This is a genomic window from Hyphomicrobium sp. MC1 (assembly GCF_000253295.1).
Taxonomy (GTDB): Bacteria; Pseudomonadota; Alphaproteobacteria; order Rhizobiales; family Hyphomicrobiaceae; genus Hyphomicrobium_B.
In genome coordinates this window covers 2915185-2933341 of the sequence record NC_015717.1, presented here as the reverse complement: position 1 = coordinate 2933341, position 18157 = coordinate 2915185, and the positions used below count along the sequence as shown (strand labels likewise).

General features: G+C 55.4%; 18 protein-coding genes. 4 read left to right on the top strand and 14 right to left on the bottom strand.

What is annotated here, in order from left to right; all coding sequences use genetic code 11:
- Positions 1-4 precede the first annotated feature (4 nt).
- Complete coding sequence (locus HYPMC_RS14235; protein WP_013948681.1) at positions 5-520, top strand: BCAM0308 family protein; 516 nt, start codon at positions 5-7, stop codon at positions 518-520.
- A 47-nt stretch (positions 521-567) separates the two neighbouring features.
- On the top strand, positions 568-897 hold the full coding sequence (locus tag HYPMC_RS14230) for an HPF/RaiA family ribosome-associated protein (protein WP_013948680.1): 330 nt from the start codon (positions 568-570) through the stop codon (positions 895-897).
- Positions 898-912: 15 nt separating this feature from the next.
- Here HYPMC_RS14230 and HYPMC_RS14225 read toward each other — a convergent pair whose 3' ends face one another.
- From HYPMC_RS14225 to HYPMC_RS14205, 5 genes are read right to left on the bottom strand one after another with little or no spacing between them, the layout of a single operon-like run.
- The gene (locus tag HYPMC_RS14225) at positions 913-1593 is read right to left on the bottom strand and encodes a phosphoribosyltransferase (protein ID WP_024276236.1); all 681 of its coding nucleotides are present in this window, start codon (positions 1591-1593) and stop codon (positions 913-915) included.
- A 9-nt stretch (positions 1594-1602) separates the two neighbouring features.
- Positions 1603-2244 (bottom strand): dienelactone hydrolase family protein, encoded by a 642-nt coding sequence (locus HYPMC_RS14220; RefSeq protein WP_024276235.1) that lies wholly within the window; start codon positions 2242-2244, stop codon positions 1603-1605.
- A gap of 10 nt (positions 2245-2254) precedes the next feature.
- Positions 2255-2674 (bottom strand): CBS domain-containing protein, encoded by a 420-nt coding sequence (locus HYPMC_RS14215; protein ID WP_013948679.1) that lies wholly within the window; start codon positions 2672-2674, stop codon positions 2255-2257.
- A gap of 21 nt (positions 2675-2695) precedes the next feature.
- On the bottom strand, positions 2696-3346 hold the full coding sequence (locus HYPMC_RS14210) for a BON domain-containing protein (RefSeq protein ID WP_013948678.1): 651 nt from the start codon (positions 3344-3346) through the stop codon (positions 2696-2698).
- A 41-nt stretch (positions 3347-3387) separates the two neighbouring features.
- On the bottom strand, positions 3388-3717 hold the full coding sequence (locus HYPMC_RS14205; RefSeq protein ID WP_013948677.1) for a hypothetical protein: 330 nt from the start codon (positions 3715-3717) through the stop codon (positions 3388-3390).
- Positions 3718-3918: 201 nt separating this feature from the next.
- Here HYPMC_RS14205 and HYPMC_RS14200 point away from each other — a divergent pair, with 201 nt between their 5' ends.
- Together HYPMC_RS14200 and HYPMC_RS14195 are read left to right on the top strand one after the other, a co-directional pair.
- On the top strand, positions 3919-4449 hold the full coding sequence (locus HYPMC_RS14200) for an Hsp20/alpha crystallin family protein (RefSeq protein WP_013948676.1): 531 nt from the start codon (positions 3919-3921) through the stop codon (positions 4447-4449).
- A gap of 95 nt (positions 4450-4544) precedes the next feature.
- Positions 4545-6569, top strand: coding sequence for a protein-L-isoaspartate(D-aspartate) O-methyltransferase (locus tag HYPMC_RS14195; protein WP_013948675.1), 2025 nt, complete (start codon positions 4545-4547; stop codon positions 6567-6569).
- Between the two features lie 427 nt (positions 6570-6996).
- Here HYPMC_RS14195 and HYPMC_RS14190 read toward each other — a convergent pair whose 3' ends face one another.
- The 9 genes from HYPMC_RS14190 to HYPMC_RS14150 all read right to left on the bottom strand — a co-directional run bounded on the left by HYPMC_RS14190 (position 6997) and on the right by HYPMC_RS14150 (position 18137).
- Positions 6997-7785 (bottom strand): creatininase family protein, encoded by a 789-nt coding sequence (locus HYPMC_RS14190; protein ID WP_013948674.1) that lies wholly within the window; start codon positions 7783-7785, stop codon positions 6997-6999.
- A 54-nt stretch (positions 7786-7839) separates the two neighbouring features.
- Entirely contained in the window at positions 7840-8382 is a 543-nt protein-coding gene (gene nikR, locus HYPMC_RS14185) for a nickel-responsive transcriptional regulator NikR (protein WP_024276234.1), read from the bottom strand.
- Between the two features lie 90 nt (positions 8383-8472).
- A complete protein-coding gene (gene glnT, locus HYPMC_RS14180; RefSeq protein ID WP_013948672.1) occupies positions 8473-9852 on the bottom strand; it encodes a type III glutamate--ammonia ligase in 1380 nt (459 codons plus the stop codon).
- Positions 9853-9937: 85 nt separating this feature from the next.
- Entirely contained in the window at positions 9938-10864 is a 927-nt protein-coding gene (locus tag HYPMC_RS14175) for an ABC transporter ATP-binding protein (RefSeq protein ID WP_013948671.1), read from the bottom strand.
- A 5-nt stretch (positions 10865-10869) separates the two neighbouring features.
- Positions 10870-11904, bottom strand: coding sequence for an ABC transporter permease (locus HYPMC_RS14170; protein WP_013948670.1), 1035 nt, complete (start codon positions 11902-11904; stop codon positions 10870-10872).
- Complete coding sequence (locus HYPMC_RS14165) at positions 11891-12877, bottom strand: ABC transporter substrate-binding protein (protein ID WP_013948669.1); 987 nt, start codon at positions 12875-12877, stop codon at positions 11891-11893. The genes HYPMC_RS14170 and HYPMC_RS14165 overlap by 14 nt, the downstream gene beginning before the upstream one ends.
- A gap of 275 nt (positions 12878-13152) precedes the next feature.
- Positions 13153-14280: an ABC transporter permease gene (locus HYPMC_RS14160; RefSeq protein ID WP_013948667.1), complete on the bottom strand. Its 1128-nt coding sequence runs from the start codon at positions 14278-14280 to the stop codon at positions 13153-13155.
- A gap of 6 nt (positions 14281-14286) precedes the next feature.
- Positions 14287-17040, bottom strand: coding sequence for a ribosome-associated ATPase/putative transporter RbbA (gene rbbA / locus HYPMC_RS14155; protein WP_013948666.1), 2754 nt, complete (start codon positions 17038-17040; stop codon positions 14287-14289).
- Entirely contained in the window at positions 17037-18137 is a 1101-nt protein-coding gene (locus HYPMC_RS14150; RefSeq protein ID WP_013948665.1) for an HlyD family secretion protein, read from the bottom strand. The genes rbbA and HYPMC_RS14150 overlap by 4 nt, the downstream gene beginning before the upstream one ends.
- Positions 18138-18157: the final 20 nt, after the last annotated feature.

Here is an 18157-nt window from a genome sequence, read left to right as displayed (position 1 = left end):
GACGATGAAAACACGAGATTTACATCGCGCAGAGCCGCGCCATGATCTTATGAAATCGCATCTTATCGCGCCGCATCGGCATGATCCTTACAAGGCGCAAGGGAAGCTGCGAGAGCCGACAGTCTGCAATCAGTGCGGAGCCGTATTCCTCGATGGTCGTTGGCAGTGGCTGGATAGCGCGCCGACTGACGCGACGAGGCAATTGTGCCCTGCGTGTCTGCGGGAGAACGATAAATATCCGGCAGGTGAAGTCACGCTGTCTGGCAAGTTTTTCCAAAAACACAAGGGTGAGATTTTCGAGTTAATTCGAAACACGCAATCCGATCAAAACGCCGAGCACCCCTTGTCGAGGATTATTGAGATCGCCGATGCAAACGGCTCGGCGATCGTAACCACCACAGATATTCATCTGCCGCGCCGTCTCGGGCATGCACTCGAACACGCCTACAAGGGCCAATTTGATATTGACTACAGCGAAGGGGATTATTTCGTGAGGGCTCACTGGCATCGCGATGAGTAAGGGCTATTCAAATTCGCGGCAATTTTCGATATCGCGGGAGTGTTCCCATGCAGATCCCACTTCAAATTTCGTTTGAGCACATAAAGCCAGTTGATTACATCGCGAGCCGGGTTCGCGACGAGGCAAAGAAGCTCGAGCAGTTCTACGATCGGATTACATCGGCCCGGATCGTTATAGGGCGACCGCAACATCGCCACCGCCATGGAGATTTCTATAGCATCCGGCTACTCATCACGGTTCCAGGCGCCAACGACATTGCGGTAAGCCGTGAGCCGAGCGTGACGGGTCGCCACGAGGATATCAACGTTACAATTTCAGATGCTTTCGCGGCGGCGCGCCGTCAGCTTCAGGATCTGACTCGCAAGCGGCAGGCGTAGGGCGAAACACGAAGGTCAGGCCGTGTGTTGTGCAAGATCGGCGCCTTTTCGGAATTCGTGCAGTGCTTCTACAATCTCATCATCGTCGATCTGATGGAAGTCTTTATAGTGCATACCGACAGCGTAAAACGGCTCCGGAGTTTGTAAGCAGATCACCGCATCAACATCGGAACGAAGTGAGTTGACGGTTTCCAGAGGCGCGACGGGAACGGCTACAATAAGTTCCTTTGGCTTCTTTCTGCGGAGTGCGTTTATTGCGGCCCGCATGCTGGTGCCGGTCGCGATACCATCATCGACAATGATAGCGGTTCGTCCCGTGATAGCGGGCCTGGCCGCCGTGCTGGCATATTCCCGTCTTCGGCGCTCGATCTCATGAAGCTCAGCTTTCATCTCGCGCTCGATATAGGCTTGCGGGATTTCGATTTGTGCGCTGATCTCTTCGTTGAGAACAAGCTCCGGCGCCGCACCATCGACGACCGCCGCCATGGCAACCTCTTTGTGCCCTGGAACGCCGATGCGGCGCACGAAAACAAAATCGAGCGGTGCCTTCAGCTGTTTGGCGATCTCGATGGCGACCGGCACACCGCCACGCGGCATGGCTAAAACGATCGGATTTTCGAACTTTTGCCTGGAAAGCACAGATGCAAGGGCGCGTCCCGCCTCTTCTCGGTCTCTGAAAGGGAGCCAGAAACTCATCTGATATCCTCACATCAAATATTGATTATACCAGCCGATTGAGAGTTCAATAACACGATCCAAGGTGCCCGGCTCCTCGAAAAGATGCCCTGCGCCTGGGACGATCTGCAGCTTCCGGGTACAGGTCATTTGCCGAGCGGCAAATTCGTTGAGTTCGATCACGCCAATGTCGTCGCCGCCAACGATCAGGAGCGTGGGAGCGGTGACGCGCCCCAAAGCCTCCTTTGCTAAATCGGGACGGCCGCCGCGCGATACCACTGCCGAAATAGCTGGACCGAGTGCAGCGGCCGCGACCAATGCCGCGGCAGCGCCCGTGCTTGCGCCAAAGAGCCCGAGGGTAAGATCGGCTGTCTTGGGCTCTTCGAGCGTCCAGTTCACCGCCATTTGCACGCGACGTGCCAGGAGCGAGATATCGAATACATTACGGCGGTCTGAAGCTTCGGCCTCGGTCAAGAGATCGAAGAGGAGGGTGGCGTATCTATTTTCATTGAGAACGTCGGCGACATAGCGGTTTCGCGGGCTAAGACGGCCTGAGCCGCTGCCGTGTGCAAATATAACAAGCCCGCGTGCGCCGCTCGGAATGACAAGGCTGCCCTGAAGCGCAGGCAACCCAATCGTCACATCCTCTTCTTCCAGAACATCGACAGCCACTGACGCCTCCTTAAGCGTGGTGTGCAGATACGGCGCTGATCACCTCGCCAGAGAGATTACGGACGACCGCATGCGAGACATCTCCGAGACTAAGCATGCCCACCATTCTTTTCTTATCGTCAATGACCGGAAGTCGTCGGATCTTCTTCGATTCCATCAAACGGATGGCATCCTCGATGTCTTCGTCAGCCTTGCAATAGATGATGCCCTTCGTCATGACCTTCTCTGCGGTCAGGGCCGAAGGATTGGCGGAGTCGGCAAACCCTCTGCATGTAATATCACGATCGGTCACCATGCCGATGAGACGATCGTCTTTCCCAATCGGTACAGCTCCGATATCGAGGTCTTTCATCATTCTGGCGACCTCCGAAACAAGTGTATCGGGGGCAACCCATTTGGCACCTTTATGCATGACATCTTTGACTTTCATGGGACTTACTCCCTTCCCATTTTACGAAGCAACGGTGAGACGATCATCGACCCCTTGCACGCCGGGAACGGACCAAGCGGCGTTCTCGATGATGTCGTGATCTTCCCAGCTGTTGACATGGCCTTCGAGACAAACTCGATTGTCTAAAACGGCGACGCGGATTCCTTCAGCCTCGACATGGGCGTTGCGAGCCAGTGCGGCCTCGATTTTCTTTTTGATATCCGGAGCCTCAACGGGCGACTTCACCACTATGGAATTTGTTACGCCGATCACGCCCATCAGCTTTCTGACCTCGTCTTCAGCGATCTTCTTTTGGTATTGCCAATCGAGCTCGCCGCTCAGATTGACCCAACCTTTCTGCACCGTCACTCGGACGTGTTCGTCGGGTATCATGGCATGCCATTTCAAGACGCTAAGGACGCGCTTTGCAATTTCCTCATCCGACGTCTTGATTTCCGCCGGATAGCAGACATCGATTTCCTGGGCGATGGCACGAACGCCTTTTACCCGGCGTGCGGCCTGAAGCGCGGCGACTTTTTCCGCGTAGCTGCGAACGTGCCCGTGGAGCGTGATGACGCCACCGCTCGCCGAAACGCCAATATTTATCGAGTTGATACTCGGTTCGAATTCCAGTTCGTCTATGACCAACTGGCGAAGCTGCATATCGTTCATGGCCAAAAATCCTCTGACGACAAAGCTCAAAGAAAACTCAGCTAGGCTGTCGATGCGCGCAGAGATCCGGTCGCAACTCCCGACAATAACATTTTTTGCAGCGCACTCAGTTCTGAGAAATAATCCTTCGCCGTGTCTTGCCAGAACGCGATCGCAAACGACGTGAATTCGTTTGGCGACTTGATCGCTATAGTGCGCTGCAGCGCATCCATGTCCTTCAGGTAGCGTTTCTGCAAAAATTCCATCCAATTGCGCGCGATCTCTTCGTTAAGACGAAGGGAGACAGCGAGCGCTTGAAATCCAGGCCAATTGGGCATCAATGCTGCCAAGCCAGGTCCGGGCGCTTTTGGATCAAACATTTCGTGAAGCATACTGCGCACCTCCGAATTGTTAGTGCGATTTTTGCTGCGATTCCGCACCTCTCATTGATGCATCTCAATGTTGTCGCGAAATGCTCGAATGAGCGAAGTTCAATTTAGATCGTCATCTTTTTGACGCTCATCAACGCGGCAGCTGCGTTTGATTGGCCTAAAGATAATCGTTGAGTGTCGATCAACAAGGAGTTTTGTGCCATGGCAGAACCTGCAGTAAAACTTCCGGTAAAATCTCAGAGAGAATCTACATCGGGCCGTGAGTGGTGGCCGCTCGAAAATATTCGCCATCAGTTCGAGGATCTTATCGAAGAGTTTGACCGAGGTTTCTTGCGATCGCCGTTCCGCGGCTCACGCCTCGGTATTGAGCCATTATTGCGGCGAGAACTGAGCCTTGTGTCTACGCCGCCTGTCGACATCGTCGATAAAGACACAGCTTACGAGATCACCGCTGAGCTTCCAGGTCTTGATGAGAACAATATCGATGTGAAGGTCGCCAACGGAATGCTGACCATCAAAGGGGAGAAGAAGGAAGAGAAAGAAGAGAAGAAGAAGGATTATTTTCTCTCCGAGCGTCGGTATGGTTCGTTCGAGCGCCGCTTCAGCATTCCGGAAGGTGTCGATACCGGAAAGATTGAGGCAAACTTTAAGAAGGGCGTCCTGACCGTAGCGTTGCCAAAGACGAGCGAGGCCAAGACAGCCGAGAAAAAGATCGCGGTCAAAGCCGCATAAAGCAGCGCGACCTCTCCGCCGGGGTACGCATCCCGGCGGGGAGTGTGAAATCCAAATTTAGGATGGGCTTAGGGTATTATCATGGAGCTTCATCCATGCCTAAAGCGTTGTTGCAGAAGAAATCGGAATCTTCCGAGGAAGAGCGGCATCAGGTTGTTGCAAGCCAGATAGAAAGCCGTGGCGTCCGTGACGCTCTCGTGCTTGAGGCGATGAGGCATGTGCCCCGCGAGCTTTTCGTTCCGCGCGAACTTGCGGAAAAGGCTTACGATGATACTCCGCTCCCGATTGGATGCGGCCAGACAATTTCGCAACCTTATATCGTCGGGTTCATGATCGAAGCCCTTCGGCTTCGAGGAGGTGAGCGCGTCCTCGAGATTGGCACGGGATCGGGCTATGCAGCCGCCGTTCTGGCTCATATCGCCGGCGAGGTTTATACGATCGAGCTTGTCGGAGAGCTTGCTGCGAGGGCGCGGGATAATCTCCAGCGGGCGCGGGCACGTAGCGTGCACGTGCGTCATGGCGATGGCGCGCAGGGATGGCCTGAGCATGCGCCGTTCGATGCGATCCTCGTCTCGGAGGGCGTGCCAAATATCACGGCGGCGCTTCTTCACGAGCTTAAAATCGGCGGCTGTCTGGTCGCTCCTATTGGCGATAACCCGCGTTCGCAGGAGCTTGTGAGAATTACACGCGTAGCCGAGGAAGAATTTGAGCGCGAGGATATCGCCGATGTGCGCTTCGTACCCTTGATCGGCAAAGACGGATGGGAAAGCCCCGAGGATGATTGGCGCGTGAAGCCGCCTCGGGTGGTCCGCGCACGGCCGGCTGTCAGCGTTTCTGTGCCCTCGATGATCGCCAAGGAAGGCGAGATTTTCACTCATCTCCATGACGCGGACCTCAACCCACTCATCGAACGCATCGGCGATGCGCGCGTCGTCCTCATCGGCGAGGCAAGTCACGGGACTTCCGAATTTTACCGTATGCGCGCGCGGATAACGCAGCGTCTCATCGAAGACAAGAAATTCAAATTCGTTGCCGTCGAAGCCGACTGGCCGGATGCTGCGCGCATCGATCACTATGTTCGTCACCGTGATGTGCCGCCGTCAGATTGGACAGCATTTGCACGTTTTCCCACTTGGATGTGGCGTAACGCCGAGACGAAAAGCTTCGTCGACTGGCTTCACAAGAATAATGAGACGCGAGCCTTTGAAACGCGTGCGGCCTTCTATGGCCTTGATCTCTATAGTCTCTACAATTCCGTTCGCGTTGTCTTGGAGTATCTCGACAGCGTTGATCCCGAACTTGCCGTGATCGCGCGTGAGCGCTATGGCTGTCTTAGCCCGTGGGAGGCGGATCCCGCTGCTTATGGTAGGGCGGCGCTGACGGGCGAATACCGAAAATGCGAAAAAGACGTATCCCGTGTTCTCGTTGACGTACTGCGAAATCAACAAGACTATGTGATGCAGGATGGCGAGCGCTATTTCGATGCGGCGCAGAATGCCCGTCTAATAGCTAACGCAGAACGCTACTATCGCACGATGTACTATGGCTCGCGCGCATCCTGGAACCTGCGCGACAGTCATATGTTCGAGACGCTCAATCAGCTATTGATCCATCATGGCGATCACTCGAAGGCGGTCATATGGGCGCATAATTCGCATATCGGTGACGCCTCGGCCACAGAGATGAGCCAGCGGGGTGAATACAATATCGGCCAGTTGTGCCGTCGCGCCTTTGGTGAGGCTTGTTTCAGCATCGGGTTCGGCACGAATGACGGCACGGTAGCGGCGGCATCGAACTGGGACGCGCCGATGCAAGTCATGAACGTGCGCCCGGCCCACGCCCAGAGCTACGAACGTCTCTTCCATTTGAGCAACGCGCCGGGATTGATGCTCTCGCTCAAGGAAAACGGCGCGCTGCGCGAGAAATTGATGAGGCCGCTGCTGGAACGCGCCATTGGAGTTATCTACCGGCCCGATAGCGAACTTGCGAGCCATTACTTTGAAGCCACGCTGCCCCGACAGTTTGACGAATATATTTGGATCGACCGGACGAGCGCTGTAAAACCCATCAAGGGCATTGAACTCGAAGGCATGCCAGAGACTTATCCATTCGGGCTTTAGCTGACATCGTCCGCGGCAGCGCAAATAAGCTTTAAAAACGGTTGGGCGAGCGCATCGAGCCTTTGCGACCAGTGGAGAGCTTCGGCTTGGGCGACCTGTTTGGATAAGATCGCGAAATGAACGCATGTATCCTAAGATCCGTCCATTGCGATCCGTGACCGACGTCGCGATGACCTCCCCGGGGAAAGCGTGTCCATCTCTGCGGTGACAATCGATGGGGGGCGGCAAGCCGAGGATGAGGAATAGAAGAGAGGATCTCGCGGGGGGGGGGGGCGAGATCCTCTTTCTCATTTGCGCCAGTGGTTTCTACGGCATAGGCGGGGGGACCATAACCGTCATCTTGCGCGAGCGGTGACGAAGGAGGGGAAAAGAAAAGTCACCGCCAGAGAATAAGTAGTTTCAGACACAAGCATGACGTTGACTTGAATCAAACGGTGGGCGACGTCGGCTTCACAAGGTCTGCACGATGAAAATAGGAGTGATCCAGCGGCGGTGCTTCACGCTTGCCTTTCTCGATAGTCTGAGAAAGGTCATCCACCATCCAGCTGAAAAGCTTTTGTCCATCCTCTACAGTCGCCAGGCTTGGTTTGCCAGTGACACCGTTTTCGCTCGTTCTGTTTACGGGATGCGCAAAGACGAGGTTGTCCGTGCGATCCGGATCATCTGACGTTGGGACAAGCTCAGCCCGCACGATTTCCGGCGCGATCGCAAGCATAAGAGCTGTCTCGGCAGCATTGGCATGCCAATCCTGTGCATCGGCAAAATGTGCGTCACGCACGCGTTCGCTGACTGTTGCGGTGTTGATAACCGCGACCATCAGATCATCGTGATCTGCTCGCAGCATTTCGAGAGCACAGCGCAATGGCGCCGCATTCGTAACGTGACTGTTGACAATAAAGAGACGGCGAACTCCGCTGTGGTATGCCCAATCGCCAATTTCTTTGACTAAGGTGATCAATGTGACGGGCTGTAGCGCAATCGTCCCGGGCCATCTCCGGCTATGCCCAAGAGAGCATCCGTATGGAAGCGTCGGCAGAACCGGAACGCGCGTTCGCTCACCGACCGCCCGGCAGAGCTTTTCTCCTAGAATAAAGTCCATGCCGGTGCCGAGGTGCGGACCATGTTGTTCCGTCGCTCCCACAGGCAGAATTGCGGCCCCGTGGCTATCGGCTAAATCCGCCGGTAATTCAGTCCAGGTCTTATCGGCCCAATTCATGACGTTTCCCGAGTAAGCATGTGTTTGCTAGGCACCCGATTGAGTGCCATCCTCCTAGCGATGCTTCCGAACCTTGAATGACGTACGCTTCTTTTCGTCGTTGCCCCCGGCAGATGATTTCGTACTCTTCTTGATGTGAAGAGGCACATCTGGAAGGGGATGGAGCTGCGGAATGATCGCAGCCGCCAACTGCATTCGGCCGAAGATAACGCCGCGAAGCGTACTCAACTCGTCCGTGAGTTCCTGCAGCTTCACGGCTGGTCCCTGCACGAGAATAACTTCTAGCGTCTGATTTCCCGCCAAGTGCACGTGAAGGGAGCTGATAACCTCCGCAATGTTTTCGTATTGCAAATCCGCGAGCTTCTTCTGCAAGCCGCGAACCGTGTTGTCGTAAAAAAGCGTGATCGTTCCGACCATAACTTCGGTCCCGGACTCACGTTTGTGCTCAACCAGCCAATTGTGCAGCATATCGCTGATGGCCTGCGATCGGCTTGCGTAACCCTTCGCTTTAACGACGGCATCGAGCTCCGACAGCTGTTCCTCCGGCAACGACACGCTCATCCTAGCGACGAGGTTACTCGTTGTTTCTATAGACATCGGATCCTCCGGCATGCGCGCCTCCGCATAAAAAATGTGGACGGCAAATTACTGAGTTGGAATCACTTTATCATGCCGGAGGATCGATGCTTAGAAGAGATGGCTGTAGCGTTCGGTCTCCCAACTGCTGATCGACAGATGGTAGCTTTCCCATTCTGCCGTTTTGTATTTCACGAACTCGTCGCGAAGTTCCTTGCCAAGCGTTTCCTCAACGAAGGGATCGCTGGCGAATGCGGCAACCGCGTCTTGCAAGTTCTGTGGGAGGAACTGAATGCCGCGCGCTGAACGCTCGGATTCCGAAATTGCGTAGAGGTTATCTTCGTTCGGCTCGCCAGGATCAATCTTCTCGCGAACGCCTTTGAGGCCGGCTGCCAAGGCAAGCGTGGCCGCGAGGTAAGGATTCACCGCGCCGTCGGCGTTTCGTGACTCGCATCGGCCGCCGCCCATCGGGACACGCAATGAATTCGTTCGGTTGTTTGAGCCGTAAGAGTTGAAGACCGGCGCCCACGAGAATGTTCCCATCGCTCCTTGGCGGACCAGTCGCTTATAGCTATTGACCGTTGGCGCATACGCCGCGCACAGCGCGCGTCCATGGCGCAGGATTCCGCCAATGAAGTGATAGCCCGTTTCGGTCAAGCCAAGGCCTCGCGGATCGTCCTCCGGCTTGCAGGAAAAAACATTTGTCCCGGTCGAGAGATCGGAAAGCGACATGTTGAAATGGGCGCCGCATCCAGTTCTGTTTGCGAAGGGTTTCGGCATCATCGTCGCGATGAGACCTTCTTCTTTGGCGTAGTGCTTCGCCATGAAGCGGAAAAAGGTGAGACGATCGCAGGTCGTGAGGGCGTCCGAATACGTGAAATCAAATTCGAATTGGCCGTTGGCATCCTCGTGGTCGAACGAATAGAGATCCCAGCCGAGATCGTTGATGCACGACGCAACCTTATCGAGCCAGCCGAATGCATTCACGAAGCCTTGCACGTCATAGCAAGGCTTGGCGAGCTTGTCGTCGGGATCTGGGATCGACAGGCTGCCATCCGCATTTTTCTTCAGCAGATAGATCTCGCATTCAATCCCGAGGTTGAAGCCGAATCCCATGTCGGCGGCTATTGCGAGCTGGTTTTTCAGTGCGACGCGTGTGCTGAGTGGATAGGGCTTGCCGTGGAACGTGAGATCCGCTGGCGCCCATGCGAGCTTGGGCTCCCAGGGAAGTTGGATGACGCCATTAAAATCAGGGACCGAAGCAAACTCATCTTCGTTCGGCTCCTGACCTAGTCCATCAAGCGCATATCCCGTGTAGAGTTCTGAACCCTTCGCCATGTGCTTCAAATGCTCGATCGGGACGACCTTGCCTTTCGGCACGCCGTGAATATCGACATAAGCGCCGATACAATATTTGACGCCCTGAGCCTTGAGCCGCTGGTACGTTTCGTCAAGCGCTGACGCTGCACCGACTGGAGTATGTTCATTCATCGTTTTTTCCTCTTATTGGTGATTGTTTGATGCCGGTTGCGTCGGCGGATGGCTTTTCTAAACGCTCCGCGAATTTGAGCTGCCTCTAGTCAATGGTGTCTGAGACGTCCGTCAGTCGCGTGAAAGTTGGAAACGGTTCGTCGGATGCCGCTTCGTTATCGCTGCCGGTCGCAGCATGCTGGCTGCCATGAATTAGCATTTCCAACCGGGCTTTCGCCGCGACGTAACTGGGCGACGCCAAATCTTCGGGCGTGCGCGAACGTGGCACTGGCACTTCCATCAGTTCGATAACTTCACCCGGGTGCGGCTTCAGCACCAGGATGCGGTCTGCGAGGAGAATAGCTTCGTCGAGATCGTGGGTGACGAAGACGATGGTGATATCGATCTTGCGCCAGATCTCCATCAGGTGCCTTTGCATACGGCTGCGCGTCTGCGCGTCGAGTGCACCGAACGGCTCGTCCATTAAAAGAATGCGGGGCTGATTTGCTAGCGATCGGGCGATCGCCACGCGTTGCTTCATGCCGCCCGAAAGCTGGTGCGGATAATGATTGGCGAACTTCGAAAGGCCGATCAAATCGAGCCACTGCAGAGCAGACGTCTCCGGATCCCGCTTGCCGTCGTAAGACATCTCCAATCCGAACATGACGTTTTTCTTCACCGTCAGCCACGGAAAGAGGGTGTACCCCTGAAAAACCATTCCACGGTCACTGCCGGGATCGATCACAGGTTTGTTGTCGAGCAGTACGTCACCCGAAGTTTGCTGGTCGAGTCCGGCGATGATCCGGATAAGGGTGGATTTTCCACATCCGGATGCGCCCACGACGCAAACAAATTCCCTACGATACGTAGTGAAATTGATGTCGCTCAGCGCCGTCGTTGTTTTGCCATTGCTGGAAAACGTTTTGCTGAGATTGCGCACCTCCAGAATAATGTCGCGCGCCTTGAGCCGCCGGAATCGATCATGCACCGCCAGCGATTGCTCGAGTGCCGGAAGCGAACTCATGTCCTGCATCAGCGCTAACTCCGCTTCGTTGCTTGGTCCCAGGGGAAAAGACGCCGTCCGATCCGCGCGAGCACCATGTCGACGCCGAGGCCGATGATGCCGATCATGATGATGGCGGCGTAGACGTTGGCGAAATGCTGGTATCGCGCCTGCTGCGTGATGAACCAGGTTATGCCGGAAGAGGTGCCGATCAATTCCGCGACGATGAGATATGTCCACGCCCACCCAAGCAGGATGCGTTGGTCGCGATAGAGGTCCGGCATGATTCCGGGAACGACGACGCGCGTCAGGATTGCCCGGCCTTTTGCGCCGAGTGTCAACGCAGCTTCGATCAATCCGAAGTCGAGTTTTCTGGTCGTGTTCGCGATAATCAGAATCTGCTGGAATAAAGTTCCGATAACGATGATTGCGATCTTGGGGCCGTCATAGATACCCAGGATCGCAACAGCCAGAGCACCGAATGCGGGTGCCGGAAGATAGCGAACGAACTCGGTGAACGGCTCGATCAGCCGCGAGATGCCGGAATAGGCACCGCACAATACGCCGAGCGGAACGCCGATGAGAGATGAGATTAGAAATCCCCAGAAAATGATCGTGATGCTGTGCCAAAGGCTTTCGTGCAGCCATTGACCGTCTCGCGTCTGGGGAGGTGTCGAGAACGCCGTGAACATCGCGATCGCGACTTCATGCGGCGCCGGAAGGTAAACCGGATTTGCCGGATTGCCCTCAGGCTTCGCAAGACCGGCTTTCTCCATAGCCGCAACCTGCTGATCGAATGCGTCTTGCTGAACCCGCATGCCGGGCCTGAAATAACTCACACCGCCGGATTGCGTGACGACGACCAGTGGATGCCAAATGAACGGCACGTAACTGACGACGCACCAGAGGAGCACTGGCAATACGAATGACAGGATGCCGAGCGTGACGCGCGACGTGGGAGGAAGAGAGCGTCCGACCACAAACCAGCGCCGCGTCGATGTACGCTGTTGTGGCGCCGCCCCCGCCGTAACGGCAGGAGCGGCGACGACGCCGACATTAGGGCTGTGCATTGGTGAGCGACGGATCGATGAAGCTGTCGACGTCGAGCTTGTCCTTGTAGACGGCGTATTTCGTGTTGAAGTCGTTAGCGATTTCGGACGAGCCGTAAAGCGATCCGAAGCCTTTGGCTTTCACAAAGACCTTTTTTGCGGCTGCCACATCGAGCAGCTTTGTTCCGGCGATCAGAGGCTTATATTCCTCTGGCTTCAGGCCAACTCGTGCGGCCATGATTTTCGCTGCATCATCGACCGTCGCGGGATCGTTGATGTATTTAACAACCCGATCCCAGACCTTGATGACCTTTTCCCAGTCCGCTTTTCGTGTCGCCAGACTCGTCGGGTTGACAGTGATGACGTCGTAGATCAGGCCGGGTTCGTCGGCCGACGTATAGATTGGCGTCGATCCCGGTACTTGCTTCATCGCCTGGCCTGAGTTCGGCTGCCATGCGCCAATCGCGGAAACCTCGCCGGAAGCAAGGGTTTGAGGTGTCTCATTTGTCTTGGTGTTGACGAGCGTGACATCCGATTCCGTCATGCCGTTTTTCTCAAGGCCGTTCAGCAGCAGTAAGTGCTCAACGAAGCCAACTTCGATCCCGACTTTTTTCCCCTTGAGGTCCTTCAGCGACTTAATTCCTGGAACTCCAACAATCATGTCATTGCCGTTGGAGTAATCGGTCAGCATGATCATCGTGTTCTTGGTGCCCGATCCACCCATGACGAGTGCATCGCCATTCGTCACCGTCACGCCGTCGAGTTTCCCGGCGGAAAATGCGTCCATCGATGGCACGTAGTCGAACCATTCGAAATCGACGTCGACACCGGCTTCTTTGAACCATCCTTTGTCAATTGCGACCTGCCACGCCACCCAACCAGGCCAATCGCTGTAGCCAATTTTCAAAGGTTCGGCCCAGGCGTTTGCCGCAGATACTGCGAACATTGAAACTGCCAAGACTGCGAGTTCACGGATGCGTAATCGACGCGCCATTCTCAACCTCCTGCGCAAAGGCGATATTACGAAAATAATGTTTCGTAATACTGATCATTAGCAAGCGGCGTGCCATTGAGGCGGCGGGTATTGCATCGGTGTTTTGAGGGTATAAGAGAGGCGATCTACGCTTGGATTTGCCCAATCGACGGTCGACACGCCAAAAGACTGCGCAGTATCCATCATAGCATCACGCAGGAACGTGACGGACCCAATGCCGACAGTGGCAGACGTTCCGGCTCCAATGGATTGATTGAAAAGAAGGCCTGCGGAGACTAAGGCCCTGCGATAGCCATAACTCGACGAAACCGAAGTAGAGCCAAAAATAGGAAAATTCCACCGATCGCGCCAACAGCAACAAATCTTGGCCAAACCACGTCGAAACCGGCGCCTCGATAAAGGATCGCCTGTGCGAACGCCACAAAATGAGTCGACGGTGATACCTGCATGATGGTGCGCAGGAACGGAGGCATGCTTTCGAGCGGGGTGTTGGCACCGGATAGCAAGTTCAGCGGCACAGCAACGAGAATGTAAAGCAGGCCGAGTTGAGGCATCGTACGTGCGATCGTTGCAAGAAAGATCCCGACCGCCGTCGAGAAAAACAAATAGATCATCACGCCGCACATAAACAGCGGTATGGAGCCTGCGATGGGAATGTGGAGCAGTCTCTGCACGACAAAAAACAACGAGAGGCCGACTGCAATCGTAATCACTACGGCGTTCGCCCACACTTTCGACATTGCGATTTCAAATGGCGTCAGCGGCATAACGAGAAGATGATCGAGCGTTCCGTGCTCACGCTCACGCACGACGGCCGCCCCCGCCAGGATGATCGCGAGCATATTCACGGAACTGATAATACCCATTACGGCAGTGAACCAAGCTGTCGTAACATTAGGATTGAAGGCTATCCGTACCGAGAGCGTGACTGCGGGCGGGGGAACATCCTCAATTCGAGAAACAAATTTATTGATCTCGGTCGAGATGATCTGCTCCGCATAGCTCGATCCAATGCCCGCCTGGACCATCGCGGTTGCGTCCACATTTACCTGCAAGGCCGGCTTACGCCCTCCAAGGACATCGCTTTCGAATCGGGGTGGAATGTCGATGACGAACGTGTAGCGTCCGGTGTTCATAAGCCGGTCGACGTCGCGCTCTTCCACATATTGCGGCGTTTTGAAATAAGGCGGCAGAAAAGCGCCCGCGATACGCCAAGAGAGATCCGAATGATCCTCATCCACAATGGCGATCGAAGCGTTGTGCAGCTCTTGTGAATTGCTCTGGGCCTGCGCCATTACAGCGATAGAGAACGAATATGTGACGAGCGCGAGGAGGACCCAATCGCGAAAGAAGCTGCGTAACTCTTTCAAGCCAAGCCAATAGATATTCGAAAGCTTACGCATGGCCGATCACTTTTCTTGCTTACGCAGAAGGAACAGGCTGATTGAGGTTAAGGCAGGGACGAAAAGCGCAAGTGTCGCGATGTATCGCGCAAGATCCGGGAACCCTAGCCCCTTCGTAAAAGCCCCCACACTGATCGGGACGAAATAGGTCATCGGAAAAAGACGGCCCAATATCGCTCCAAAACCGGTGATCGACGAAACGGGCGTCATCATGCCGGAAAACATCGTCGCTGGCAGGACAGTCAAAATAGAAGTCCCGAACAAGGCCGCAATTTGCGTTCCCGTGAAGGAGGAGATGACCATCCCATAGCCCGTCGTCGCAGTAACATAGATGAGCGATCCAACTAGTAGTGCTAAAAAGCTTCCCTTGAGCGGCACATCAAAAATAAAGATGGCCATCAGAAAGAGTATGAAGAAATTGAGCATTGCTATCGCGATGTACGGAAGCTGCTTTCCAATCAGGAACTCAAGCCGCGTTACCGGCGTCACGTAAAGATTGGTTATGGAACCCAGCTCCTTCTCGCGGACGATAGCGAGCGCCATCAAAATCGCAGGGATCAGCGCCAGTTGCATTGCGATCGTCGAGGGGACCATCGCATAAATGCTATCGAAGTCCTGATTGTAGCGGAAGCGGATCTCTATATCCGCGGGCGTGTCCGTATCTGCAAGGCCAACGTGACCTCGGATTGCGGGATCGGAAAGGAACTGCTGGTGCACGCCCTCAATATAGCCGTGAATAGTTTCGGCTCTGAACGGCATCGCGCCGTCAATCCAGACGCCAACCTCGGTTGGCCTCCCGCGTCGTATATCGCGCCCGAAGCCCGGCGGAATCTCGATCGTCGCTGTGACAGCGCCGCTTTTTAGCCGGCTCTGCAACTCATCCTCATTCTTGAAGGGCTCTTGTTCGACGAAATAGCGCGAGCCTCGCAGCTCACTGAGATAAGCGCGACTTTCAAAACTATTGTCTCGATCGAGAACGGCGAACGACAATGAGTTGACATCGGTCGTGATGCCGAAACCAAAAATCAGCATTAGAAATGCTGTACCGAGAAGAGCGAAGCTCAACCGGATCGGGTCGCGAAGCAGCTCGAGCGACTCTCTTATGGTGTAAGCCAACATGCGCCGCACCGAAAAGATCCTGGATACGCCCGGTGAAGCGGTGGAAATATCCCCTTTTTGTCCGACGTCCAGGATCGTCTCTGGCTCGGACTGCGATCGTGATGACGCCGATTCCTCAAGGTATGAAATAAAGGCATCTTCGAGTGTCGTCGCGTGACGCGCTTCGATCAGTTTGGCTGGAGTGTCTGTTGCCAGAACGCGTCCGGCGTCCATAAGAGAGATACGGTCGCATCGCGCCGCTTCGTTCATGAAGTGGGTCGAGACGAAGATCGTCACTCCATTCTTTCTCGACAGCTCGATCAGCAATTCCCAGAACTGGTCTCTCGCGATCGGATCTACGCCCGATGTAGGTTCATCGAGAATGAGAAGCTCCGGCTCATGAACCACGGCCACCGCGAGCGACAGCCGCTGACGGATTCCAAGCGGAAGATCTTCCGCCAGTTTATTCATGTGCTCTGACAGGCCAAAGCGCCGGACAAGGTAAGCAATCCGGCCCTCGATCGATCCAGCCGGAAGATGAAATAGTCGGGCGTGAAGCTCGAGGTTCTGACGGACAGTCAATTCGCCATAAAGCGAAAACGATTGCGACATGTAACCTACGCGCATGCGGGAACTTATGTCGTCTGCGTTGACGGGTTCTCCGAAAAGCATCGCGCTGCCTTCGGTCGAGGGCAGGAGACCCGTGAGCATTTTCATCGTTGTAGATTTGCCGCAACCATTCGATCCGACGAATCCGAAAATCTCTCCACGTTCTATATCGAAGCTTACGTGGTCAACCGCAGTGAAGTCACCGAACCGGCGTGTGAGATTACGGGCGACGATCACCGCACCATCGGCAATGCTCTGACGCGGCGGGATCGTCGGAGTGCGATGGTCTAACTTCGCCTCCGGAGGAAGCAGGTCAATGAAGGCTTCCTCGATTGCGCCCGCGCCGGTTCTCTCCTTGATGTCGCTTGGGGATCCCACCGTAAGGATCTTCCCGGCATTCATCGCGATCAGCCAATCGAAGCGCTCGGCTTCCTCCATATAGGCTGTTGCAACTAAGACGCTCATGCCCCCGCGATGCTCGCGCATCCGCTGGATAAGCTCCCAGAATTGCCGCCGCGATAGCGGATCGACGCCTGTTGTCGGCTCATCGAGTATCAAAAGATCCGGATCGTGAATGAGCGAGCAGCAGAGGCCAAGCTTCTGGCGCATGCCGCCCGAAAGTTTTTGCGCCGGCCGATCGGCGAAAGGTCCGAGACCCGTGCTATCGAGAAGTTTGGGGATGCGTTCTTCGCGCTGGCGCCGCCCCTGACCAAAGAGCCGGGCAAAAAATTCGATGTTTTCGCGCACGCTGAGATCAGGATAGAGGTTCTTGCCGAGGCCTTGCGGCATGTAAGCGATACGCGGACAGACTGCCTCGCGGTCCACGGCCTTGGACATATCCGCGTTCAAGACCGTGACGTGCCCCGATTGAAGCATGCGCGCGCCCGAGACTAGCGCAAGCAACGTCGATTTACCGACGCCGTCCGGCCCAATAAGGCCGACCATTTGGCCGGCCGGAATCTCGATTGTTAGGTCGTCGAGCGCGAGGATGCCGCCATATCTGTGGGTCACGCGTTCGAGACGAGCAACTGCTGCCCCGTCCGCCATCGTCATGATCCAGCTTTCAGGCGTTCCGGCCACTCAGTCTTGGTATCGGTTCGAACGTAAGCGACTCCCGGTAAGCCGCTCCGGACGTAGTCCGCATGAGCTTCCGAGCGCGCTGGATCGATACGCACGCGCACCCGGAACATTAGCTTGTCTCGTTCGGTCTGCGTCTCGACCATTTTCGGTGTAAATTGCGCCTGATCAGCAATAAATGTCACGTTCGCGGGAATGGGATGGTCTGGATATGCATCGAGCACGATGCGGGCGTCGTCTCCGATTCTGATTTTGCCGGCCTCGAGTGTTGGAAGATATACGTCCATGTAAACGTAACCGAAGTCCAGCATAGTGAAGACTTTGCCTCCAGCCGCGAGGACCTCTCCCGTATTGGCGATGCGATAAGCAATTCGGCCGTCTCGCGGTGCAACGAGGGTATTGTCCGCAATATTCACGCGATAGAGTTCGGCGTCATGATTGGCTGCGTCCAGCGCATGCTCTGCCTCGGTGACACGCGCTTGCGCCGCGAGTTCTCCGGCTTTGGACGAGTTGAGCGTCTGCTGGCGCTGATCATAGGTCTGCTTCGTGACCCAGCCGGATTTTAACAACGACTCGGCGCGGTCCATCTCCTGCTGCGCGAGCACAACTTGAGTATGCTGCTGATTGAGGAGCGCTTTTGCCTCGCTGATGCTCTTCTTTGCCTGTTCTGCCTGAGCTTCTGCTTTTTTTAGCGACGCATCCAGGTCGCGCGTATCCATGACGGCAAGAACTTGGCCGGCCGTTACCCTGGCGCCCTCGTCAACGCGCAATTCAAGAACCCGCCCTGCAAATTTTGTCGCTATGTCGATCGGGTCAGCTTCAATTCGCCCATTGCCCATAACGATCCCAGGAGGAAGCGGAGGCACCCTGTGCATCCACCAATAACCGGCGCCGCCTATGGCTATGATGACGGCGAGAACCGCCAGGATCTTCCGCCAGCGGCCGAATGGGCCCGTCGAGATGTTCTCTGCTGGAACGGGCAATTTTGCTGTTACGGGAACGAGCTGTCGATGAGACGACGGCAGTTCTTTTAGAGCAATTGCTTCTTTCTCTGCATTTTGCTCGGATTGCATGATGGATTGCTCACTTCGCT